The sequence below is a fragment of the Paenibacillus sp. FSL E2-8871 genome (assembly GCF_038000345.1).
Taxonomy (GTDB): Bacteria; Bacillota; Bacilli; order Paenibacillales; family Paenibacillaceae; genus Paenibacillus_AQ.
This window is the reverse complement of the sequence record NZ_JBBOBV010000001.1, coordinates 2,335,383-2,359,558: the sequence shown is the minus strand read 5'-3', so window position 1 is coordinate 2,359,558 and position 24,176 is coordinate 2,335,383. Positions and strand designations below refer to the sequence as shown.

General features: G+C 42.9%; 17 protein-coding genes. 12 read left to right on the top strand and 5 right to left on the bottom strand.

Features of this window, described 5'->3' with window-relative positions; translation table 11 throughout:
* Positions 1 to 84: 84 nt before the first annotated feature.
* From NYE25_RS10875 to NYE25_RS10860, 4 genes are all read left to right on the top strand, one after another.
* Positions 85 to 1,920, top strand: a complete 1,836-nt coding sequence (locus NYE25_RS10875; protein WP_042189997.1) for an ABC transporter substrate-binding protein — start codon at positions 85 to 87, stop codon at positions 1,918 to 1,920.
* A 141-nt stretch (positions 1,921 to 2,061) separates the two neighbouring features.
* On the top strand, positions 2,062 to 3,807 hold the full coding sequence (locus NYE25_RS10870) for a sensor histidine kinase (RefSeq protein ID WP_339797314.1): 1,746 nt from the start codon (positions 2,062 to 2,064) through the stop codon (positions 3,805 to 3,807).
* A complete protein-coding gene (locus NYE25_RS10865) occupies positions 3,800 to 5,203 on the top strand; it encodes a response regulator transcription factor (RefSeq protein WP_341145907.1) in 1,404 nt (467 codons plus the stop codon). Before NYE25_RS10870 ends, NYE25_RS10865 begins: the two co-directional genes overlap by 8 nt.
* Positions 5,200 to 6,870 carry an extracellular solute-binding protein gene (locus NYE25_RS10860; RefSeq protein WP_341145906.1) on the top strand — a complete coding sequence of 557 codons (1,671 nt, stop codon included), beginning with the start codon at positions 5,200 to 5,202 and terminating at the stop codon, positions 6,868 to 6,870. Before NYE25_RS10865 ends, NYE25_RS10860 begins: the two co-directional genes overlap by 4 nt.
* A gap of 306 nt (positions 6,871 to 7,176) precedes the next feature.
* Here the strand turns inward: NYE25_RS10860 and NYE25_RS10855 are convergent, their stop codons facing one another.
* Entirely contained in the window at positions 7,177 to 7,596 is a 420-nt protein-coding gene (locus NYE25_RS10855; RefSeq protein WP_341145905.1) for a MarR family winged helix-turn-helix transcriptional regulator, read from the bottom strand.
* A gap of 164 nt (positions 7,597 to 7,760) precedes the next feature.
* On the opposite strand from NYE25_RS10855, the gene NYE25_RS10850 reads away from it, so the two are divergent.
* Positions 7,761 to 9,224, top strand: coding sequence for an MFS transporter (locus tag NYE25_RS10850; protein WP_341145904.1), 1,464 nt, complete (start codon positions 7,761 to 7,763; stop codon positions 9,222 to 9,224).
* A 28-nt stretch (positions 9,225 to 9,252) separates the two neighbouring features.
* Here the strand turns inward: NYE25_RS10850 and NYE25_RS10845 are convergent, their stop codons facing one another.
* Positions 9,253 to 10,326, bottom strand: coding sequence for a glycosyltransferase WbsX family protein (locus tag NYE25_RS10845; protein ID WP_341145903.1), 1,074 nt, complete (start codon positions 10,324 to 10,326; stop codon positions 9,253 to 9,255).
* 13 nt (positions 10,327 to 10,339) lie between these two features.
* The gene (locus NYE25_RS10840) at positions 10,340 to 11,377 is read right to left on the bottom strand and encodes a glycosyltransferase family protein (RefSeq protein WP_341145902.1); all 1,038 of its coding nucleotides are present in this window, start codon (positions 11,375 to 11,377) and stop codon (positions 10,340 to 10,342) included.
* Positions 11,378 to 11,583: 206 nt separating this feature from the next.
* Here NYE25_RS10840 and NYE25_RS10835 point away from each other — a divergent pair, with 206 nt between their 5' ends.
* Complete coding sequence (locus tag NYE25_RS10835) at positions 11,584 to 11,994, top strand: hypothetical protein (RefSeq protein ID WP_341128759.1); 411 nt, start codon at positions 11,584 to 11,586, stop codon at positions 11,992 to 11,994.
* Between the two features lie 90 nt (positions 11,995 to 12,084).
* On the opposite strand, the gene NYE25_RS10830 is transcribed toward NYE25_RS10835, so the two are convergent.
* Together NYE25_RS10830 and NYE25_RS10825 are read right to left on the bottom strand one after the other, a co-directional pair.
* Entirely contained in the window at positions 12,085 to 13,440 is a 1,356-nt protein-coding gene (locus tag NYE25_RS10830; RefSeq protein WP_341147716.1) for a PFL family protein, read from the bottom strand.
* A gap of 13 nt (positions 13,441 to 13,453) precedes the next feature.
* Positions 13,454 to 13,723 carry an ACT domain-containing protein gene (locus NYE25_RS10825; protein WP_042189980.1) on the bottom strand — a complete coding sequence of 90 codons (270 nt, stop codon included), beginning with the start codon at positions 13,721 to 13,723 and terminating at the stop codon, positions 13,454 to 13,456.
* Between the two features lie 217 nt (positions 13,724 to 13,940).
* Between NYE25_RS10825 and NYE25_RS10820 the strand changes: the two genes are divergently transcribed.
* The 6 genes from NYE25_RS10820 (at position 13,941) to map (ending at position 24,114) form a co-directional block, all read left to right on the top strand.
* A complete protein-coding gene (locus NYE25_RS10820) occupies positions 13,941 to 15,572 on the top strand; it encodes a diguanylate cyclase (RefSeq protein WP_341145901.1) in 1,632 nt (543 codons plus the stop codon).
* A 21-nt stretch (positions 15,573 to 15,593) separates the two neighbouring features.
* Positions 15,594 to 15,968: a response regulator transcription factor gene (locus NYE25_RS10815; RefSeq protein WP_149646881.1), complete on the top strand. Its 375-nt coding sequence runs from the start codon at positions 15,594 to 15,596 to the stop codon at positions 15,966 to 15,968.
* Complete coding sequence (locus NYE25_RS10810; protein WP_341145900.1) at positions 15,955 to 19,212, top strand: ATP-binding protein; 3,258 nt, start codon at positions 15,955 to 15,957, stop codon at positions 19,210 to 19,212. Before NYE25_RS10815 ends, NYE25_RS10810 begins: the two co-directional genes overlap by 14 nt.
* Before the next feature lie 267 nt (positions 19,213 to 19,479).
* Positions 19,480 to 21,342, top strand: a complete 1,863-nt coding sequence (locus tag NYE25_RS10805; protein ID WP_341147715.1) for an assimilatory sulfite reductase (NADPH) flavoprotein subunit — start codon at positions 19,480 to 19,482, stop codon at positions 21,340 to 21,342.
* 45 nt (positions 21,343 to 21,387) lie between these two features.
* The gene (cysI, locus tag NYE25_RS10800; RefSeq protein ID WP_341145899.1) at positions 21,388 to 23,112 is read left to right on the top strand and encodes an assimilatory sulfite reductase (NADPH) hemoprotein subunit; all 1,725 of its coding nucleotides are present in this window, start codon (positions 21,388 to 21,390) and stop codon (positions 23,110 to 23,112) included.
* Between the two features lie 255 nt (positions 23,113 to 23,367).
* Positions 23,368 to 24,114, top strand: a complete 747-nt coding sequence (map, locus tag NYE25_RS10795; RefSeq protein ID WP_042129378.1) for a type I methionyl aminopeptidase — start codon at positions 23,368 to 23,370, stop codon at positions 24,112 to 24,114.
* The last annotated feature ends 62 nt before the right edge of the window (positions 24,115 to 24,176 follow it).

The window sequence follows — 24,176 nt, the reverse complement described above, 5'->3', positions numbered from 1 at the left end:
CGGATCGGTAACGAAATGGGGTTTTCCTCTGCTAGGAGCAGAGTTGAACTATAAGTGAAGATACGAAAGGGAGGGTATAAAGCAATGAGACTAAGAAGAGCATCGCTTGTCATGCTATCCGTAATCCTGGTCTTTGTTCTGGCAGCATGTGGCGGGGGGAATAATACGGCTAACTCGGGTAAAAACACGAGCACAGAGAAGCCTACTTCCGCTGCAACGAATGCGCCGGCGGAAGAAACAGCAGCACCGGATGACGGAGCACTTGATCATTCCAAGCCGCTGAAGCTGACCGTATTCTCTACAACAGCTAACTATGCGGGTCCACAAACCGGGTGGTTTGCCAAAATCATCAAAGATAAGTTCAATATTGAGATGGACATTGTTGCTTCAAACCTGACAGGTGGAGATACCAAAATCTCTGCAATGATGGCTTCCGGAGATCTTGGGGATATCATTATTTTCGGTGATGACAAAAACCATTATCCAAATGCGATCAAAGGAAAGCTTCTCTTAGACTGGACACAAGATGGACTTCTGGACAAATACGGAAAAGACATTGGGAGTACGTTCCCAAAAGCTATTGAGAAAGCAAAGGTTGCTTTTGGTGGTGGATCATCCGTTTTTGGCATCGGAAACAGCGTAGCTTCTAATCCATCTGGACCTTCTGAAGGGAGAGATATGACTTGGGGGCCAGACCTGCGATGGGATCTTTATCAACAAATCGGAGCACCTGAAATTTCAAAGATTGAAGATTATCTGCCCGTGCTGAAAAAAATGCAAGAGCTTGAACCAAAAAATGAGCAAGGAAAGAAAACCTATGCTTTCTCGATGTGGTCTGACTGGGACGGCAACTATAAAATGACACTGGCGAAACAGTTCGCCAACATGATGGGCTATGACGAAATTCCTGATACCGCTGTATATGTTAAAGCAGACGAAGAGAAATATTATGACTTCTTATCCGAAGACAGCTGGTATATGAAGTCGCTCAAACTGTATTTTGAAGCTAACCAAATGGGTCTGGTGGATCCAGATTCTATGACACAAAAATTCGACGATGTTGTAGCGAAATACAAGGATGGTCGTCTGTTATTCTCTTGGTTCCCGTGGCTAGGGGCAGCAAACTACAATACACCGGAAAGAACAGCAGAAGGAAAGGGGTTTGCATTAGTTCCGTTCAAGGATGAGCTGATGTATTCCACTGGCTTCAATGTATACGGTGGTAACGGTATTATAGCAATCGGTGCAAAAGCTAAAGAACCTGCTAGAATTATGGAATTCATTAACTGGATGTATACTCCGGAAGGTGCAATGATCTCTGCAGGAAGCGGAACAGCGGTGCCTAACGGACCTAAAGGTCTGACTTGGGATATGGATGCAAGCGGTAAACCTGTCGTGACTGACTTTGGTTGGAAGGCTTATGCCGATCAACAGAATACGCAAGTGCCTGCAGAATATGGTGGTGGTGATTACTACTACGGCTCTAATCAAATGAACTTCTCTTTTGTAGTTCCGGCGATGGTGAATCCAGACAATAAAGAGCCATACGATCACAATCTATGGACGACAACCCTAGAGCGTAATCCGTCTAAGCTTGATAGTGACTGGAGAGCGAAGATGGGCGTTCTGACGCCTAAAGAGTATTTTGAGAAAAATAATCTATTGGCCGTAGCACCACAAGGCTTCACTGGAAAAGAACCATTGATGATGGACAAAACACTGGAGCAAAAGAACAAACAAATTGGTACGGTCATTCAACAAATTTCTTGGAAAATGGTTTTTGCTAAGGATCAAGCCGAATATGACAAATTGAATAAAGAAATGCATGATAAGGTGAACGGTCTCGGCTATGCCGAAGTTATGGATTTCTCGATTAAAAAGGCAGAGGAATTGTTCGAGGCTCGTAAAAGCGTGAAATAAGGTGTGATTAGAAAAATACAAATAGGGCGGGGCGGCGTGGAGGCTGTTCTGCCCTATTCTATTCAATTAAGGATAAATGTGGTATTCTCACATTGATATATATATAGAACGCTTACAGGAAGAAGGAAGAGGATCATTCGGATGGTAAGAGTACTTAAGCGTAATCATACCCCAGTTGTCAAATCCTTACGGAATACCTTATTCATCTATCTAGTTATCGGAACACTTCTTCCGCTTCTCTTAGTAGGATTCGTAACCTACACCTCTATTTACTCTATTCTTTCAGGGAAAATTGGCAATGGTATAAGTGCAAGCTTGAAACAGGAAGCCTCTAGCTTGGAGAATGCCATCGATAATATGGATTTTGCCTCTAAACAGTTTGCGCTGGATGGTCAGATTGTGGAAGAAATGTCCTCATTTATTCAGGAAAAGCAAATTTATCGCAAATCGCAAATGATGAACTCCATCAACCAGAAGATCAACCTCGTTAATTTCACGAATCCCTACATTGGACTTACAGCCTACATTATGCCAAGCAGTGATGATCCGGTTCTGTTTACGAATATGAGTGCGCGCAGAAATTTCGATATCAGTACGTTACCTTCTTTTATGCGATATAACGGAGCTGATTATTATGGGCCGCATTCTACGATGTATGCCGTCGGCGATAATCTCGTGTTCTCAGAACAGCGCATTGTACGCGTACCAGGTGAGCATAAGCTATATATTTATTTAGAGACGAATTATAGCCTGCTTCGCAAAATATTTAATCAGGAATCTTACGGAATGAAAGTAAACCATCTACTTGTGAATCAAGAGGGCACTAGCACTTATGTCATTGATGGTAAATTACCTCAAGGAATTATCAAAGCTGCTGGAAGCAACTCTAATCTATCACATGAAACACTTACCGGATATCATCTGTTTCGATACGCTAGTCCACAGGGATGGAAGCTTATTGCAGTAGTTAAAAAGTCCGAATTCAACAGTGAAATTTATTCTTGGTTCTATAAAATGATCCTGCTCGCGTTCTCGACACTACTCTTTGCCGGAGTTCTGGCTTGGATGATTTGGAAAAAGATTTATGGTCCTTTGCGCAAGGTTAACCTTGAAATTAATCGAATGGCGGAAAATGTTACCTCTCCGGTTGCCTACACGAATGTGGAAGAGTTTGATTTTGTGCTTAGTAACTTCCAGCAGATGAAGAAACAGGTGAATGAGCTGATTGTTGCGGTAGCCCATAATGAGAAGCAGAAAAGCCAATTCGAGATTGAAAAGCTGCTTAGCCAGATTAACCCTCACTTTTTGCATAATACATTGAATACGGTGCAGTGGATGGCAAGGCTTAACGGTCAGAAGGAGATCGACAAGCTGGTTACCCTTCTTGTAAAGGTGCTGCATTATAATCTGGGCAAACAAAGCATCATTGTTACCCTTGGAGAGGAAATTGAAGCGATCCGAAATTATATGGAACTGCAGCGCATCCGTTATGACTATGAATTCGAATTTAACGTGGAGGCTGATGAGGATGTATTGTCTGTGGCTGTCCCCAGATTCTTACTTCAACCTCTTGTTGAGAACTCGATTTATCATGGACTAAGCGATAATGGCAGGGTGGACGTCTTGATTACAGAGCATGGTGAAGGAGAAGTTCAGCTGTGTGTAAGAGACAATGGGGCTGGAATGGATGTGGATACGTTAGATCAACTGCTGTCAGAGGATGGCGCCAAGAAACGGGGGCTCGGAATCGGATTCTCGTACGTGAACCGGATGCTCAGAACCTACTATGGAGAACAAATGAAGCTAGAGATGTACAGCAAGCTAGGGGAAGGTACGGTTGTATCTATCGTGATTCCGAGGAAAGGTAAGGAGGACTTCGATGATTAAGGCTGTAGTGGTTGATGACGAGAGACTTGTACGGAAAGGCTTCATATCTCTAATTGATTGGTCATCCTTAGGGGTTGTGATTGTCGGCGAGGCGGGAGATGGCAAATCGGCCTTGGAGCTACTTCAACAACAGGATGTGGATCTGTTATTTGTAGATTTGACCATGCCCGGCATTTCTGGGTTCGAGCTAATTAAACTAGTAAGGCAGCGTTTCGCAGGTATTCGCTGTGTTGTGCTTACTTGCCATCATGAGTTTGACTATGTGCAGGAGGCCATGCGTTTAGGAGCCGTTGATTATATTGTCAAAACTCTATTGGAGATGGAAAATGCGGACGAGACTATACGTCGCCTGGTCGATCGCATCAAATGGGAGGACAATACAAGGGATGCACTGGTTCATGGTGAAGGTAAAAGGATAGCTGCAGACAAGGCACTGCTCTATTTACCATTAAGCAGCCATTGTAATGAAGAAGAGTTATTTCACCTATCCTTCGTGAAGAATAATCCGCTGATTACCTTTCATGAGATGTGGATGTCGCCCTTGCTTCACCGGTTCTCGGAAGAGGAGGGGAAGCGTGAGCTTAAGAACCAGCTTTCTGGGAGATGGCAGACCGCGCTCATCAGTGGGTTAAGAGATCAGTCACTACAGGAATTGGAGGAGCAGCTCACCACGAAGCTTCGGCATATGCTATTTTATCATTCTAGTGCTGAAGAACTGACCTTTCTGAATTATGAGGAACTAAAGAAGGAAATAGCGATTCCCCATTTAAAACCGGATGAAGCTGATCTATTCGTGCAAGCTCAAAATCTCAAGTGGACGATTGATGGAAACGAATGGGAGAATTTTGTAACGAACATACTCCTGCAGAAGCCAAGGCAAGATAGATTTCTAACGTTCGCCCATTCCCTTTTGCAAAGCTGGAGTTCTTTACTTTTGAAGTCAGAGGATGCTGTTCAACTGGAACGGGATATTTCTTTTAATTTGAACTGGTGCCATTGGAAGACCTGGCTGCGCCGATTTTCTGATCATGTGGGAAGGAGAATGCTCGAGCTAGGATTGACTAAAGAGGTGATGTCTTGCCTTATTCGCGCAGTTCGTTACATGCAGAGCCATGCAGGTGACAAAATCAATCAGAGCGACGTAGCGGCGGAAATTAATATGAGCCGTGGTTATTTCAGTCAATGTTTCGCTCGTTTTGCCGGGGAGACATTCGGTGAATGTTTACGGGGAATGCGGCTTAAGTTGGCTAAATCATTATTGCGGGAGACTTCATTACCCGTCTGTGAGATTGCTTCAAGGTCTGGCTTTGAAGATGACCGTTATTTCAGTAGACTGTTCAAAGAACGTATTGGTCAACTCCCGAGTGAATATCGTGCGGAGGGGAAGGACCAATGATGAGATTGTGTAAATTTATCCTCTTACTTGTAATGATGATCGGACTTACATCATGCCGTGACCAGAACAAAACAGTAGATTCTACTCGAAGTCCTCAGGGTGAGGTCGAAGATGCTTCTGTAGCGTATAGCAAATACGAAGATCCGATAGTGATTCGTGTAGGATTTAAGGTTCCCGATTCCAGGCTAAATACAGGTGACAGCAACGACAACAATCCAATCACCCGTTATTTGGAGAGCATTACGAATATCAAGGTAGTTCACTCTTGGGAAGCGAAGGGTGAAGATGCTTTTAATCAAAAAGCACAGCTTGCGATCGATAGCAATGATTTGCCGGATGCGATGGTTGTTGATCGAGATCAATTGAAGAAACTCATTGATAATGACATGATAGAGGATCTTACAGAGACCTACAATGTATATGGCTCTGATTTAATTAAGGATATGTACAATTCTACTCAGGGTGAGGCATTATCCGATGCTTCTCGATACGGCAAATTATACGGATTGCCTAATGTAGCCATTGATGCGGATTCGCCTGTTCTGCTCTGGGTGCGTCAGGATTGGCTGGATAAACTGGAGCTGCAGGCACCGCAAACCTTCGAAGATATTGAGAACATAGCGAAGGCTTTTATTGAGAAAGACCCCGATGGCAATGGCAAAAGAGATACGGTCGGACTTAGCGGCTACAAGAATATCATCTATGGGACAAAGCCATTAGTAAATGGTCTGGATGCTGTGTTTAGTGCATTGCATGCTTTTCCCACCAATTGGATCAAGGATAACGCTGGGAATATTGTATATGGATCCATTACACCTGAGACCAAACAAGCGCTTGCCAAACTGGCTGATTGGTATAAAAGAGGGTTGCTGGACCCTAATTTTGCACTTTATAAAGAAACGCAAGAGCCTATTATTACAGGGAAATCAGGCATGTTCTTTGGCCCGTGGTGGATGCCATATTATCCTTTGTCAGAGGCGGTTGCTCTCGATACGAAGGCAGAATGGAGAGCGTATGCTGCTCCACTTGATGAGTCTGGTAAGTTTGTTGCTCATTTGGCTCCGGTAACAGACCGTTACCTTGTTGTACGTAAAGGTTTTGAGCATCCAGAGGCGATTATGAAGCAGTTGAACGTGTTTACAAGACTTGAGAGAAGACAAGACCCTAATTCGGAGGAAGTTAAGAAGCTGGATGATTTCTCTGCGCAAACAGGAATTCAGCTGCGTGCTTATTATCCGTTTGACCTTTTAATTGATTATTCGGATGCGATAGAGAAACATTATGCAGATATCCAGCAAGCTTTGCATGGCAAAATAGACCCGGATACATTAAATCCAGATACCCGTCTCATTTATGATCAATGGGTGGAGGACACTGAACAACCAAAGAAAGATCTGGAAGGCTGGAAAGCAGCGAATGCATATAAATATGGAGTTGCCGTTTTAACCTCAACTGCAATTGAGGGAGTGCGGGGAGTATTTTACGGAAACACCCAACTAATGAAGAGTAAGTGGACGGAGCTTCAAAATCTGGAGAGCGAGACATTTTTGAATATTATTGTGGGCGATTCACCGATTAGTGACTTTGATGTTTTTGTAGCGAAATGGAAGAGCCTTGGTGGGGATGAGATTACGAAAGAAGTTGCTGAGACCGTAAAATTGAAGTGAACACGGGATGATATAGGTTTTTTCTCTAAAAGTAGCGGAGTGAATGGACTGATTGTGGAAAAGTGGAGTGTCCTCACCAAGGAAACGGGAGCACTGATCGATAATTAGGAAATTCCTCCCTGTAATTCTGAGATTTCTGCTCATCTGACTAATAATTAGGGGATTTCTCCCTATAATTTCGCTGATTCGTTGGCAAATACCGATTTTACTCTGATTATTAGGGAGGATTTCCCTAATAATTCTCAAAAAAAAGAAGCTGTCCCTTAGGTAGCCTTTACTACTTTTGAGACAGTTTCTTTTTTTGTCCTATTCTTCGTCAGTGCTGATTTTTTGAAGTAAGTTGCGAAGCTGCTCTACTTCCTCGCTGGTTAATTTACCAACTAGGCTCTTGTTGTAATCATCTAAAATAGACTGAAGAATTGGCGAGAAATCGATTGCTTTAGGCGTTGGATACAGTAGTTGAGAGCGTCGATCATTAGGATCTGGTTTACGTTCAATATAACCCGAATTCTCTAATTGCTTCACGGAGCGTGCGGTGGTGGCTTTATCGAATTTTAGTTCAGAAGTTAGTTGATCTTGTGTAATTCCTGGTCTGGAAGTAATCAGTTTTAGAAAACTATGTTGCCCACCACTACCTATTCCATAGGGCATTAATTTTTTTACCAATTGCTTTTGATTTTGACGATGAAAATAGGAAATCAACTTTCCTATAGGCTCTTTTTCCAAGATATAGACACCTCTTTGGGTTTATAGTTCGCGTATTTGCAACTCTGAGACAAAGTGTACAATAAAGTCGTTGCGTGTGCAACTAAATTGATGTACACTGGGTAAGTAAGTTTTGTTGCGTACGCAACTAAACGTTGATTATATATTCAATGAGGTGTTAGTTTATGAGTTCTATTAGCGCAACCTATCAGGAAGACAAGGAAATTCAGAAGAAACGCTGGATGATTTTAATTGTTTTGAATATTTTCACCTTCATGTCCACACTTGATGGTAGTATTGTCAACATCGCTCTGCCAGAATTATCGAAACAATTGAAGCTGCCTATGGCACAAATCGAATGGGTAACCACAGGATATTTGATGGCGATTTGTGCTGCGATTCTTTTCTTCGGGAAGCTTGGAGATATTGTCGGGAAGATTCGAATCTTTAAGATGGGTACGATAGTTTTTGTTATTGGTTCTATGCTGTGTGGATTTAGTTTAAGTTTACCTGCATTACTTGCTTCGCGTGTCATTCAGGCTATCGGAGCTTCGATGACAATGGCGAACAGCCAGGGAATCGTTACGGATATCTTTCCTGCCAATGAGCGGGGTAAAGCGCTTGGTTTCATAGGTACATTCGTGTCTCTGGGAAGTATAGCTGGCCCTAGCTTAGGTGGGATAATGGTTTCAACATTAGGCTGGGAGTATATCTTTTGGGTGAACATTCCTATTGGAGTGATCGCTATCCTGTTAGGCTGGAAGGTACTGCCTAAGGATTTAACTAGGACGAAATCTACAATAGACGTTCCGGGTAGTTTACTCTTCGCTATTTTTATCATAAGTTTGTTCGCAGGGCTTTTATTGGGACAGCAGCTCGGTTATGGCGATAGCTTAATTGTGACATCTTTAATCGTAGCTATAGCCAGCTTCATTGCTTTCTTATGGACGGAGCTTCGCAGGAAAGAACCGCTACTGCAATTGTCATTATTTAAGAATCCGTTGTTTTCATTAAGTATTTTATGTGGGTTTCTCGTGTTTACAGCGAACTTCTGCTTTAATATCATCGCGCCGTTTTATGCACAGAATATGCTGAATCTATCGCCCTTTGAAGCGGGATTCCTGTTGATGTTATTACCGATATGTATGGTAGTCGTAGCACCAATAAGCGGTGCTTTATCGGATAAAATCGGGTCTGAATTCCTAACTTTTGCAGGGCTGGTAGTCATGGTTATTGCTCAGTTTGGATTAGCTGAGCTTCATGAAGGAAGCTCTGTTGTGCTGGTAGGCGTGTGGATCGCTATGTTAGGAATAGGGAGTGGTCTGTTTCAGTCGCCAAATAATTCGCTTGTGATGTCCAAGGTGCCTAGAACTCAGCTTGGTTCTGCGGGCAGCGTCAACTCGCTTGTTCGTAATGTGGGGATGGTCGTTGGTATTACGATAGCTACGACGATTCTCTTTCATGTGATGAGCAATGAAGCTGGTTATCGGGTAACAGGTCTAGTTCCAGGTCGACCAGAGTTATTTATCAGTGGGATGCATGTAGTGTTCATGACTTCGGCATCCATATGCTTTGTGGCTGCACTGCTAACGGGTTGGAGAATGATAAGTGCAAGAAGCGCCAGAGTGCAGACTTCGGAAAGACCATAAGGAATAAAAGAAGAAGATCCTTCTGACGCTACGGCGTGGAAGGATCTTCTGTGTGATGATATTGAAGGGCTTTCTTAATGGCTTGCAAGTATTGATACCGATAATGATCATCCGGTTCTAAATAGGCACCCTCAGCCCATTCGTTCCAAGCGTTAATATAAATAAAATCACTTTTGAACATCTTCTTGGTCCTCTCAATTTGTCGTGACAGGTATTGACCGAATTTGTGAGGATTTGCACCTAAAGTACTTTGTCCGGCAGCACCTTTGCGTGGTGTATTATCCCAGTTAACAAATGCTCCCGGATATATAATTTCCCCATCCCTATGAGGTGTCCGTTCTAACATAGATTCCCATAATTCGTCGTAATCAATGACAATATGCTTTTGATCCTCCACCTGCTTGGAACTCCATAAGTGCTTAACACCACCATGTGCAAATGTGTAGTGAGGCTCGAATTCTAGACTGGCGTCGAACCCGTGCTCTGTCTTTAGGGGGAATCCGCCCAGTGTCCGGACAAGATGAAGCCCCTTAAGTCCGTTTTGCTGAGCTAAATCACGCCAACATTGAAGCATTTCATCACACCGAGGGATGCTGGAGGATCTATAGATAATAAATACTGGTTTGCCGTCTACGCAAATATATCGTTCATCTTTGAAGGCCTCCAACAAAGCATAAAAATGCATTCGCCAATCCCGTTCTTCTCCATATTCCTGTGGCATCAAGACATCTTCTTCAGTGCCATCCCAGCTACGTGTCCAAGGTTCGTTAGCCCAAGACAGACAAAAGGGGAAGTCAGGCTCTTTGCTGGCAAGAATCTGCTGAACCGGTTGTTCCAGAAGTCGCCTGCCATTGAACCAATAGTGATAATAACAAAAACCGTAAATGCCATGAGCTTTTGCAGTTTCTGCCTGCCATTGTTTCACATTAGGGTCCGTTAAATCGTAGTAGTTATTATTTAATGGTTTTTTCGGTTGATCATGTTCAGGATAAAGGGCTGTAGCCTTCCTGACATTTGTCCATTCTGTAAATCCTTCTCCCCACCAGGAATCGTTCTCTGCTATCTGATGAAACTGAGGCAATACAAAAGCGATGCATTTCAAGTCGAGTCACCCCCTATGGTTCCGTGAATATTTTTTTGAGAAGCAGCTTTCCCTGCTGAAGAAAAGAATGATTGTACTTCACTTCCTTTAGAGCACGAGAGGCCGAAATTCTCCTTGCATCACTATGAGCAATATAGTACTTGAAGCTCTCAGAGAGCTCTTTAAAGTTCTGGAAACGAATAAGACTTTCTTCTGTGATGGGGTAAATTTGAAGATGGGGATGATCTTCCACGAACTGAAATACGCCGCAAGCAGCGACCTCCATAATTTGCTGCACAGATCCTGTGCAATTGATGATGATCCTTGCTCCATTATAATAGTTAGATATTTCTGTTTTATCGTAGGTGATGTCTATGAAATTTTTGGTGGGCTCCCACCCGCTACCAATGGTCATTATCTTGAGACCATGAAGTAGTTCCGAATGAGCTAGGGTGTCAAGAACACTATTCATTTGAAAATGGCCGAGAATGAGTACGTCACTGTGGTAACGTTTCTCCACACGTCTTGGATAATAGAGTTCTGTATCTGGAGCATAAGGGAGGTAGCAAGAATGTTTCTCCCGTAAACCTTGATAATAGATTAGATTAGCTATGTTCTGTGTGAAAATATAATCGAATAACAGCGCTAGATTACGTTCTGTTCGGGTAAGGCAGGTCGCGTCTGCCATCCATACGGCCTTAGGAGCTTTGTAAGCTTTGAGGGCAGGAATATTCTCCTCAGGGAACAGGGATTCTGATCCCAAGGCTAATATCAGATCAGGCTGATACTGGGCTAAATATTCTTCTAGATTATGATGTAACTTAATGGCAAGCACTTCTTTGACCAGATGCCTTAGCTGATCTTTAAAAAGTCGTACGTTAGGCATTTTATCACTTATCTCTGAGGGAACCAGAAGCAATACTCTTAATTGCTTTAGTTCCCGTGTTATGGTTTCCGCTCTATAAGAGTTCTCGAGAATGAGATTACGGTGTTGCGATTGATGAACTTGGCTGATGGAGACTTCGTGAGTTGAGGGCCTTTGAGGAGTGAGCCTAGTAGCTGTCTTCTTCATAATTCCTCCTGTATTCATTGGAGCCAGTCGTTCGCTCTAGCACCTAGTCTTGCTAATCATTATATGTGTAGGGGGTTCATTTGACTTTAGGTATAAGACCATTAATCTGAATCTCGAAGGAAAAAGCGGATTTAGTAAAAGATGTATATCTATCTATGACCGGATTGTCTTGTCTAACATAAAATATACTATAAAACCTGAAAGGGATGATCGTCTTGCCAACCTTCGATAATATTCTTGTTACAGGAAGTCAGACCATTCAAAATGATCTGCATGTTAACGGGAATGAGACTATCGATTCAAATCTGCACTTGAATGGTAGTCAGACGATAATGGGAAGCCTTAATGTGAACGGTAGTGAATCTATACTCGGTCATTTGGGGGTTACCGGTGAAATTAGCGGTGCAGGCACCATCAAGACTGCGACCCGTTTGATCGCGGTGAATCAGGCTTTGTCACCAGTTTCAGCACCTACGAGCCTTCAACAAGTCAGATATTTCGCTGTGGGAGTTGCAAGTCAGACAGGACTCGTGCTGAAGGGCACGGATGGAAATGACTATGTATTATTTATCGATTTGACCGGGGGAACACCTAATATTGGGATCCAGCGGGCTTAAATCTGATAACATTAACATCTTCAAGCTCTGAACAATAAAAAACAGCAAGTCGCCTAGGTACAAATAGGGACTTGCTGTTTGAGGTTTCTATTAGTTCTTAAAGCTGTGAATTGGAGCAGGAATTCGTCCGCCTCGGTTGATAAAGCTGGCACAATTGAAGCCGTTAACAGCCATGACAGGCGCATATCCAAGGAGGCCGCCAAATTCTACGATTTCGCCTACATCCTTGCCAATGACAGGAATGACGCGAACAGCGGTTGTTTTGTTGTTGACCATTCCGATAGCAGCTTCATCGGCGATGATGCCAGAGATCGTCTCTTTGGTGGTACTTCCCGGAATAGCAATCATGTCCAGTCCCACAGAACATACACAGGTCATGGCTTCTAGTTTCTCAAGCGTAAGAGCACCACGCTGTACGGCTTGAATCATTCCGTGATCTTCACTAACTGGAATAAAGGCTCCACTGAGTCCGCCAACATAGGAGGAGGCCATCACGCCACCTTTTTTAACATTGTCATTTAGAATCGCCAGAGCGGCTGTTGTTCCTGGTGCGCCAGCTTCTTCCAGACCCATGACTTGAAAGATCTCCGCAATGGAGTCCCCAATTTCTGGTGTTGGGGCCAGAGATAGATCGATAATCCCAAAAGGTACGTTCATCCGTTTCGATGCTTCCTGAGCAACTAGTTGTCCCACACGCGTAACTTTAAACGCAGTCCGTTTGATCGTTTCACACAGGGTTTCGAAGTCCTGACCCTTCACTTCCTCTAACGCACGCTTGATTACACCCGGGCCACTGACGCCAACGTTGATGACACATTCCCGTTCACCAACACCATGAAACGCTCCAGCCATAAAAGGATTGTCCTCAACCGCATTACAGAAAACAACCAGCTTAGCACAGCCGATGGAATCCCGATCCTTGGTGCGTTCCGCAGTTTGAATAATGATGTCACCCATTAATTTCACAGCGTCCATGTTGATTCCACTTCTGGAGGAACCGACATTGACTGAGGAGCAGACTCTTTCAGTAACAGCCAGCGCTTCCGGGATACTGTCGATCAGAATGCGATCACCTTTGGTGCACCCTTTTTGTACAAGCGCAGAGAAGCCGCCAATAAAGTTAACGCCAACTTCTTTGGCAGCCTTGTCCAAAATTTCCGCTACAGGCACATACGTATCCGTCTTCACGGCACCAGCAGCAATAGCAATAGGGGTCACAGAAATCCGTTTATTAACAATGGGTACACCGAATTGTCTTTCCAGATCTTCACCTGTTTTGACGAGCTTCTCGGCGGATCTAGTGATTTTGTCGTATACGTTTTGGTTAAAAGTTCTCATATCTGTATGTGCACAATCCATGAGGCTGATCCCCATCGTTATAGTACGTACATCCAGATTCATTTCACGGATCATCTTATTCGTTTCTTGTACTTCCACCAGTGATATCATGGTCATCCTCCTAAATGCGGTGCATAATATTAAAAATATCCTCATGCTGAAGCTTGATTTCCACGCCGATCGCTTCTCCGATCAAATGTAAATCTTCAACAATATCCTCAAATGCTTTAGTCGCGCCAGAAATGTCTACAATCATCATCATGTTAAAATAATCTTGTACAATCGTCTGAGAAATATCCAGAATGTTCAAATTGTGCTCGGCAAGATATGTACATACCTTGGCAATAATCCCTACTTTGTCTTTTCCTAATACAGTAATAATCCCCTTCATAAATGCAGCCTCCCTTTGTATATGGTGATTACGCCGTGTAAACGGAATGAACCATTCCAATCATTATTACAAATGCTGAAGCAAGCTTCAACCAAAGGTTTTTTGTCCGTTTGATCATTTTTATATAAAGTCCTATGAATTTAAAGAAAATTCGATTGACAGTATATGAAAAATATGATGAAGTGAGAGATTGATACGATACTCTGAAGGAGTAAATATGACTACACAAAAATATAAAAATATGGTTGAAGAGCGGACCAAACAAACCCTCCAGGAATGGTCGGAACTGTCGGAAGTTAACGAGAAGGACATTTATCGTTTTTTGCATAATTTGAAAGGTACGGCAGGAACAGTGGGGTTACAAGAAGTTGAACAGTTTGCCGATGCAACGTTGCCCTATTTCATGGAAAGTAGCCTTAAGAACTGGTCTATTGAAGAGTGGGGCGATTATTTGTATCCGCTTATTCCACTGTTTAATCAAGATTCATCGGTTTCTTTAGGTTCAGTTAAGACGTTAGACAAAAAAGGAAATGATGATTCGCTCCCACATAATGATATTTTGCTTATTGATGATGATGTAGAATTAGTGGCTTATTTAAAAGAATCATTGGAGAAGCAGAACTATTATGTAAGCATTGCCTTGTCCGCTGAACGAGGTCTCAAGATTTTTTATGAAACCAAACCGGATCTAATTCTTCTGGATATTCTTTTGCCTGATATCAGCGGAATTGAGGTCTTGAATCAAATTATCGGCAAAGCCAAAAAAGAACGTATTCCAATCATCATTATAAGTGGGGAGTACTCCAAAGCGACTCAACTGCATGCGTATAGGCTGGGTGTGATGGATTTTTTATCGAAGCCTGTAGATATTGATTTATTTCTGGCTTTGATTAAAAACCGCTTTGAGTTAAAGCGGGAGTGGCAGGAATCCATCATTGTGGATGAATTGACGGGTGCGTTTAATCGAAAACACTTTAATCAAGTGATGAAGCAGCTGATTTGCGATTTTAAGCGCACAGAACGGGTGTTTTCTTTAGCACTGATTGATCTGGACTATTTCAAAAAGATTAATGATACATATGGTCATCTAATCGGAGATGAGGTATTACAGTCCTTGTCTGAGCTTGTAAAGGGTTCGATTCGCATGGAAGATACCTTTTGCCGCTTCGGTGGAGAAGAGTTTGCTGTGTTTCTGCCAAATACGGATGCAAGTTCTGCATTGACAGTAATAAACCGTATTCAGGAGCAATTTGCTGCCACCGACTTTTTTGCGAAGAATGAAGTCTTTCATGTGACCTTCTCGAGTGGGATATCAGAGGTAACAGAAGCTGAGAATATTGCCGATAAAATTGTAGAAGAAGCAGACCAAGCTCTCTATGCCAGCAAAGATGCCGGAAGGAATCAGACTACACTCTACACGGACCATTTATCGTCGACTAAAAAGCATTCGGTTCTAAATGTAATTGTTGTGGATGATGATGCGTTGATTCGAAAAATAGTGACTCATCAGATTGATACTTGGGAGCCGGAGGATATTGCTGAGGTGAATATCAGCAGTTATGCGAATGGGCTGGATTTCTTGCAATCGGATTGGTATTCCATAGATGAGAAATATATCATTCTACTAGATGGTGTGATGCCGGATCTTGATGGCGTTGAAGTCCTGGAAAGAATTCGCAAGACGTATCCGGAAGTGAATATATTAGTGATCATGCTGACAGGGAGAAATAATCAGGCGGATATTGTACATGCCCTGCAGATGGGTGCCGATGATTATGTAGTAAAACCTGTCCATATGCCTGAGCTGTTATCCCGAATGGAACGGTTGGCTCATAGATTTTTGTTCTAACACGAAGGGAATTGTGCGAATATGCAAAAAATAATGGTAGTGGATGATGAAGAAGTATTACGGATGTTAATCGAGGATACATTGGAAGATTTGGAGAATGTTGAAATTCACACAGCGGAGAATGGGTTGGAAGCTCTAACTAAGCTGTCTACGGATCCTTATGATTTGGTGATTCTGGATTATATGATGCCGGAAATGACAGGGATTGAAGTGCTTCAGCAGCTGGATGAGGAGAAAAAGAAAACTACAGCTATATTAATGTTAACGGCCAAAGCTCAAGATGTAGATCGAATTCGAGCAGTTGAAGCAGGTGCGCGTTACTTCATGCCGAAACCATTTAGTCCGATGGAACTCTTGCAGATTGTGGAGGGGATCCTGAGTGGTGAAGGAAAGTAACGCTAATCACAGTATCAAAAATAAATATTTCCGCATCATTGTATTAGTGTTTTCTTTAATCATTCTTATGGGAACTGTATTTTTTATTTTCATAAACTTTGAGCAAGATGAACTAAGTAGAGAACGTGAAAGTTTGCAGTATAAAGCAGACACGATCAGCGAGATGGCGGGCACGTTAAATGAGGTGTTTTTCCGAGCTAGGGGATTCACTTTGCTTAAGGACGAGAATGAATTAAAGCTCTTAAATGCAGCCTTAGTAAAATTTGATCAAATACTGGATACGTATTCTAATCTTAATTTATCCGCCGAAGAAGCCTTGTTTAGAGATGGTTTAAAATCATTTTATGTCCAGTATAAAAATAAAACGCTACCGGAAGCGATTCGGCTTGTCGAGGCTGATGATTATGCTGCTTTGAGAGTACTATCCGGAGATGGTATTACTAAATCAGTGAATGATTTTCTAACGTATACGAAAGAGTACAGACAGCGATCCGATGCAGCATTAAATACCATGGCTTTGGATTATATCAAACGAGCTAACGAATTCACCTTTATCGCCTTCTTTTTTAGCACGATTATTCTACTGTTCTTTACCTTTATGATCTGGCGGATTCTTAAGAATTTGATTAATCCTATTTTGAAGCTGGAAGGGGCCACTCATTCCTTGGCTGCCGGTGAGGAAATTCTTCTCGGCAAGCTTAAGCATCAAGATGAGATTGGTCGGCTTTATAATGCATTTCTAAATATGGCCAGAAGTATTCAGGACAAAGAAGAAGAATTGATGATGCAGAATGAAGAGCTGCACGCGCAGCAAGATGAACTTCAGGATCAGCAGTACAGACTGCAACGTTCGCTTAGTGAAATAGAGAGTATGATGAAGGCACTCGATCAGTCCTCAGCGGTGGGGATCCTTACAGATAAAGGCGTATTTACCTACGCGAATGATAATTTAAGCAAATATACCGGCTATAAAAATTCTGAAATTATCGGTTTTACCTATAAGTTATTTGAACTCTATAATATATCTAGAGAACAGATGCAGAAGATCTTCAACAAATTATATACGGGTGGGGTATGGAGCAATGAACTCCAGATTCTGACTAAAGACGGATTGCCAATCTGGATGCATCTGACTGTCGTGCCGTATCTGAACAATGAGGGTGTGATTTATCAGTACATTTTTATCGCGTATGATGTCACCTCTATGAAAAGTGTACAGCTTGAGCTAGCGGAAACGCTGAAGAATACAGAACAGACCAAAAAAATGCTTGAACTAAATAATCAGCTGAATCATGACATTACGTACACCTTAGATAAACAAGAATTTGCAGATAAGTTTATTCAGTTCATGCATCACCTGTATTCATTTGATTCGAGTTTCTTCCTTTTTGTAAAAGATAAGATCGCGGCTGTTAAAGGGATTCCTCAGGAAAATGTAGAGCGTTATCTCGCTAATGAGAACAATGAAATGTTATATCGTTTGAAGACGGAAAAAACCTATCTGATTAAGCGTCTAGCTACGCAATCGGAACAGGGGATTTCTGCGAATGAGGTCTACTGTTATGATTTCTATACCACTGTTGTAAATTCAGAAGATGAGATTCTAGCTGTATTTTGCGGAACCCGGATTGGACATTCTTTCAGTAAAGAAGAGATTAATGAGGTTCAAGGAATGATGAACCGCGTAGCTCTGGCGATTGAACGTTTGTTCATGTACGAAGAGATTGAACATGGGCGAAAGCTGAACCGTGATATCGTGAATAACGTAAACGAAGGCATTCAGTTCGTGAGTACAGAAGGCATGATGCTTCAGATGAATAAGGCGCTGTGCAACATCGTTAACTATGATTGGATTGAAGGTACACTGACTCCTAGAAAAGAATGGATGGATTATTTCATCGAACGCTCGAATGAGAACCATGAGCTTCGGTCGTTTTTTGAACAGGCAATCTCTGAGGATGCTCTGGAGTCCAGCAGTATGCAATACTCCATTGGAACGGAATCCAAGAAGCATATTGATGTTTATGCGATTCCTGTTTTCCGCCGGGAGCTTAGAATTGGTACATTGTTTGTATATAGAGATATCACTAGGGAGTACGAGCTGGATCTTATGAAATCTGATCTAGTCAGTACGGTAAGTCATGAGCTGAGAACACCATTGTCGAGTGTATTAGGATTCACGGAACTGCTATTGTCCAAAACCATGAAGCCTGAGAAGCAGCTGAAGTATTTGGAGACGATTCATAAGGAAGCGAAGCGGTTGACTGAGCTTATTAATGATTTTCTGGATCTGCAGAGAATGGAGTCAGGGAAGCAGCAGTATATCACGGAGCATGTAAATCTTAGTGAAATTGTCCTTGGGGTTATCGATCAATATAAACTTAGTAGCACACATCATGTGCTATTGGTGGATGAGGCTCTGAATGCGGAGGTAGATGTGGACAAGGATAAGATCGTTCAAGTTCTAACGAATTTGTTAAGTAATGCGATCAAGTTCTCACCGTCTAACAATGAAGTGAAGGTACTGCTGCATAATGAGCCGGATCATATTATTGTGCGTATCCAGGATAATGGTCTGGGCATTCCAAAGGATCAAATCGGACAGCTATTCCAAAAATTCAGACGAGTGGACAACAGTGCCTCCAAAAGAATTGGTGGAACAGGTCTCGGTCTTGCCATCTGTAAAGAAATTATTGAGAAACAAAAGGGAACCATCGGTATTGATTCGGTAGAGGGTGAAGGGACAACCGTTTGGTTTAGTCTCCCAATCCTTAATGCAGAAGTAAGCTGGCAGCAAGATGAGCTGAATAAATGGAATGCCGATAAAGAGCTCAAACCGAATGTAATGATTGTTGAAGATGATTATAGTCTTTCATTGCTTTTATCAGAAGAGCTTAAAGGGAAGGGGTTCCGTGTTACCCATCACTATCATCCACAGCAAGCTTTTGATCAGGCCTTGAAAACACCATTTGTTGCGATCGTGGTTGATTTGATGCTTGGTGAAGAACTGGACGGCTGGGATTTGATCCGAATGCTAAAAGAGGATTCGAGAACAGAGAATATTCCGATTGTTATCTCTTCTGCTCTGGATCAATCAGATAAGAACCAACTGAATGATGTGATACAGAAGTATTTAACGAAGCCTTATCCGCCAGGTGAGTTATCGAATACGCTTGAAGAGATTGTGAAGATAAAGACAGGGGTAGGCGAGGTATTATTTCCCGAAAGTAAGAAGGATTTATAGTTTTTATTTATCACAATATTTTATAAATAGTATCATTTTTTATAATGAAACCGATCAAAACAGGGCAAATCATACTGTTTTGATCGGTTTTTACGTACTTTATAGATACTTTTTCAATAATTAACAATTTTTAGGTGAAAATGACTTCATTGATCGTTTACAAATATTGTGATAGCCTGATTTTATGAGGTTCTAAAAAAGGCTCAGATAAATTCAATTGAGGCACGGATCATAACCAGATTTCATGTTTAGGAGAGGTGGATATTGTTGCAACTACAGGTAACGAACAGTCCTTTTAACGAGAACCAAGTCGAGCTTCTCAATCGTCTTCTACCAACCTTAACGGAGACGCAGCAAATATGGCTCAGTGGATATTTGTCCGCGATTGGACGTACTACGGCCGCAGCGCCAGCAGGTGCTGAATTTCAAGTGCCATCGAATACGATTGGAAACACAGAGGCTGGCGCTGCCGTAACGAGCCAACCAGCAGCCTCACGGGAAGTGACCATATTATTTGGTTCGCAAACGGGTAATTGCCAGCGACTTGCCGGGAGCTTGTCCCGCAAGCTGGAAGAGCAAGGATTTCAGGTCACACTCTCCGCGATGAACAATTTCAAACCTACAGCGCTTAAAAAGGTTGAGAATCTACTTCTATTGGTGAGTACTCATGGAGAAGGTGAACCACCTGATAATGCAAGGATTTTTCATGAATTTCTTTACAGTAAAAGAGCTCCTCAATTAGAGAACCTGCGGTTTTCAGTTCTGGCTCTGGGAGACACCTCTTATGAATTTTTCTGTCAGACGGGTAAAGAGTTCGATCAGAGGTTAGAGGAGCTTGGTGGTAAGCGCCTAAGTCCACGTGTAGATTGTGATCTCGATTATGACGATTCCGTTGCCGAATGGTTTGAAGGTGTAATTGGTGCATTAAATGCAAATTTAAATGCTCCAGCCATTGCTGCAAAAGCGGTTCAAGCCGCGGAGGACGCAGAGTCACAAGAACCTCTATATACTCGTAATAATCCTTTTAAAGCAGAGGTACTGGAGAATCTGAATTTGAACGGACGCGGCTCGGACCGGGAGACTCGCCATTTGGAACTATCGCTTGAAGGCTCTAATATACAGTTTGAACCTGGGGATGCACTGGGAGTATACCCAGAGAATCATCCTGAACTGGTGGACGCTATTATTCATACTATGGGCTGGAATCCTAATGATAAGGTTCCGTTTAATAAGAAAGGTGATGAAGGAGCCTTACGTGAGGCACTTCTGCATCATTATGAAATCACTGTATTGACCAAACCACTGCTGGAGCAAGCGGCAAAGCTGTCTGCTTCAAACAAGCTGAGTGAGTTATTAGCTCCAGATCGTGCTTCGGAGCTTAAAGAGTATATTCAAGGACGCGATCTACTCGATTTGATCCAGGACTTCTCACCGTGGGAAGGTCCAGCCAGCAGTTTTGTGACGATTTTACGGAAGCTTCCTGCACGGCTATATTCTATCGCCAGCAGTTATAAAGCTAACCCGGATGAGGTTCATCTAACCGTCAGAGCTGTACGTTATGAGGCTCACGGTAGGGAACGTTACGGTGTCTGCTCAGTGCATTGCGCAGAAAGAGTAGAGCCGGGAGATACATTGCCTATTTACATTCAGCATAATCCTAACTTTAAGCTGCCGACTAATCCGGATGCACCGATCATCATGATCGGACCAGGCACAGGTGTTGCACCATTCCGCTCTTTCTTAGAGGAACGTGGGGAGCTGGGAGCGGAAGGGAAATCTTGGCTGTTCTATGGGGATCGGCATTTTGTAACTGATTTCCTGTATCAGACTGATTGGCAGAGAATGCTAAAGGATGGCGTTCTAAGTAAGCTGGATGTCGCCTTCTCACGTGATACCGAAGAGAAAGTATATGTACAACATCGCATTTTACAAAAGAGTCGTGAGGTTTATGAATGGCTGCAAGAAGGTGCTCATATCTACGTTTGCGGTGACGAGAAGTACATGGCGCATGATGTTCATTCTGCACTGCTTACGGTGATTCAGAGTGAGGGCGGACTGAGCCCTGAAGCGGCAGCGGCTTATCTGGAAGATATGCAACAGACGCAGCGTTACCAGCGTGATGTCTATTAATGGATAGATGGAGTTATCGAATGACTTCGGGGGGAGATAACAACAATGGCAAACAATGAGAAGGTTAAGCCGATCGGCGGGCCTCCAAGTGATGTTGAGCATATTAAATCGGAGAGTAACTATCTGCGGGGTGCATTAGTTGAGACACTAAGCAATCCGATTACGGGTGGTCTACCTGAAGATGATAATCGGCTGCTTAAATTTCACGGAAGCTATATGCAGGATGACAGAGATTTGCGCAATGAACGGGAACGTCAGAAGCTGGAGCCGGCATTCCAGTTTATGCTTCGCGTAGTTGCCCCAGGTGGTGTAGCTACACCGGAACAATGGCTGGTGATGGATGATCTGGCACAGAAGTATGGTAACGGAACCTTACGTCTGACTACAAGACAGGCATTTCAAATGCATGGCGTTCTCAAATGGAACTTAAAAAAGACCATTCGAAGCATCAATGATACGCTAATGACAACCCTTGCAGCTTGTGGGGATGTCAACCGTAACGTAATGAGCAATCCGAATCCTTATCAATCTGAGGTGCATGCAGAAGTCTATGAATGGGCGCGCAAAGTTAGTGATCATCTATCCCCACGTACTCCTGCTTACCATGAAATTTGGCTAGACGGTGAAAAGGTAGTGGATAGTTTAGGAGATCGGGCAGAAGTTGAACCGATCTATGGTCCGGTATATTTACCGCGTAAATTCAAGATTGGTCTTGCGGTGCCCCCTTCAAATGACGTAGATGTGTTCTCGCAGGATCTAGGCTTCATCGCTATTCTTGAGAATGATAAGCTGGTAGGGTTCAACGTTTCTGTAGGCGGCGGTATGGGAATGACGCATGGCGATACCAGCACGTATCCTCAGCTTGGCCGTATCATTGGTTTTTGCCGTCCTGATCAAATGATCGATGTAGCGGAGAAGACAGTAACGATTCAGCGGGATTATGGAAATCGTTCTGTCCGTAAAAATGCACGGTTCAAGTATACGATTGACCGCCACGGTCTGGAATGGTTTGTCGATGAGCTGCATGAAAGACTCGGATGGCAGCTTGAGGCGGCACGTGAGTACCATTTCGACCATAATGGAGACCGCTACGGCTGGGTGAAGGGTACGAATGGAAAATGGAATTTGACGCTTTATATCCAAAGCGGACGGATTCATGACCAAGAAGGGTACACATTGATGACTGGACTGCGGGAAATTGCCAAGATTCATACCGGGGATTTCCGGCTTACGCCGAATCAGAATTTAACGATTGCTAACGTAACCACTGCCAAAAAGCGAAAAGTGGCTGAGCTGGTTAAACAGCATGGACTTACGGACGGAGCTCATCTGTCTGCGCTACGACGCAGTTCGATGTCTTGTGTGGCGCTACCAACCTGCGGACTTGCAATGGCTGAAGCAGAACGTTATTTGCCTTCGTTGATTGATAAGCTAGAGCTTGTCCTTGATGAAGCTGGTCTACGCGATGAGGAAATCGTGATCCGGATGACAGGCTGTCCTAATGGGTGTGCAAGACCGGCACTAGGCGAAATCTCGTTTATTGGTAAAGGTCCAGGCAGATATAATATGTACTTGGGAGCAGGGTTTACGGGAGATCGCTTGAACAAAATGTATAAAGAAAACATAGATGAAAAAGAAATTCTAGAGACGCTGGAGCCAATTCTTCATCGTTATTCGAAAGAACGTCTGCATAGCGAGCATTTTGGAGATTTCGTGATCCGTGCAGGTTATGTCAAAGCGGTTTCGTCAGGTCTTAATTTTCATGACTAATCTAATTTAGACTGAAATGGGTGTCCCAGAGCCTGCATTATGGCTGATGGGACACCTCTTTGTTGGTTGGCCTTACCCTAACCACATTTTTATAAGAATAAGGGGAGTTTTTTAGTTTCAGACAGGAATAAATATTTTTTTTGCTTAATGATTTGGATTTCTCGTGTTTTTCTTTCATAATATAAAGGGGAAACTAAATACAAAAGAAGAGCCATTGCCCGAGAGTGATGTGTTCTGTACAGAAGAGGCGATATTATGATTATCATGAAAACGATGGAAGAAATCGAAAAAATGCGTGCGGCGGGAAAAATTCTCGCTGAATGTCATCGTCAAATTGCGCAAATTCTACAGCCGGGAATTACTACCTGGGAGATTGATGAATTTGCAGAAAAATTTATACTGTCTCAAGGAGCAACTCCTGAGCAAAAGGGATATAACGGATATCCGTACGCAACCTGTGCCTCTGTAAATGATGTAATCTGCCACGGATTTCCGAAAAAGGAACCACTTAAAGATGGAGATATAGTAACCATAGACATGGTAGTTAACTTAGATGGCTGGTTGGCAGATTCCGCTTGGTCATATGGGATTGGCAACATTAGTGAGCAGGCGACTAAATTGCTAGACACCACAAAGGAATCTTTATTCCGTGGTATCGAGCAGGCAGTTGCAGGCAACCGTATCGGGGATGTCGCTCATGCAATTCAAGTTTACGCAGAGTCTAATGGTTTTTCTGTTGTGCGTGATTTTATTGGCCATGGGATTGGTTCAGAAATGCATGAAGCACCAGAGGTACCTCACTATGGTCCGGCTGGCAGAGGACCTCGTCTTAAAGAGGGGATGGTATTTACCATTGAACCGATGCTGAACACAGGCAGCTACAGAACAAAAATTGATGCGGATGGTTGGACTGCACGTACCATTGACGGCGGTCTGTCAGCACAGTATGAACATACATTAGCTATCACCCCTCAAGGAACCATTATTCTGACTGAACTATAATTTAGGGTAGAAAAAAGACCTGATTAGCTTCATCTTCTCATGATGTTGCTGATCAGGTCTTT

What these genes read in the sequence shown, in the direction of transcription:
- NYE25_RS10875 (WP_042189997.1), top strand. Translation starts at nt 85, where the DNA reads ATGAGACTAAGAAGAGCATCGCTTGTCATGCTATCCGTAATCCTGGTC.
- NYE25_RS10870 (WP_339797314.1), top strand. Translation starts at nt 2,062, where the DNA reads ATGGTAAGAGTACTTAAGCGTAATCATACCCCAGTTGTCAAATCCTTA.
- NYE25_RS10865 (WP_341145907.1), top strand. Translation starts at nt 3,800, where the DNA reads ATGATTAAGGCTGTAGTGGTTGATGACGAGAGACTTGTACGGAAAGGC.
- NYE25_RS10860 (WP_341145906.1), top strand. Translation starts at nt 5,200, where the DNA reads ATGATGAGATTGTGTAAATTTATCCTCTTACTTGTAATGATGATCGGA.
- NYE25_RS10850 (WP_341145904.1), top strand. Translation starts at nt 7,761, where the DNA reads ATGAGTTCTATTAGCGCAACCTATCAGGAAGACAAGGAAATTCAGAAG.
- NYE25_RS10840 (WP_341145902.1), bottom strand. Translation starts at nt 11,377, where the DNA reads ATGAAGAAGACAGCTACTAGGCTCACTCCTCAAAGGCCCTCAACTCAC.
- NYE25_RS10835 (WP_341128759.1), top strand. Translation starts at nt 11,584, where the DNA reads ATGATCGTCTTGCCAACCTTCGATAATATTCTTGTTACAGGAAGTCAG.
- NYE25_RS10825 (WP_042189980.1), bottom strand. Translation starts at nt 13,723, where the DNA reads ATGAAGGGGATTATTACTGTATTAGGAAAAGACAAAGTAGGGATTATT.
- NYE25_RS10820 (WP_341145901.1), top strand. Translation starts at nt 13,941, where the DNA reads ATGACTACACAAAAATATAAAAATATGGTTGAAGAGCGGACCAAACAA.
- NYE25_RS10815 (WP_149646881.1), top strand. Translation starts at nt 15,594, where the DNA reads ATGCAAAAAATAATGGTAGTGGATGATGAAGAAGTATTACGGATGTTA.
- cysI (WP_341145899.1), top strand. Translation starts at nt 21,388, where the DNA reads ATGGCAAACAATGAGAAGGTTAAGCCGATCGGCGGGCCTCCAAGTGAT.
- map (WP_042129378.1), top strand. Translation starts at nt 23,368, where the DNA reads ATGATTATCATGAAAACGATGGAAGAAATCGAAAAAATGCGTGCGGCG.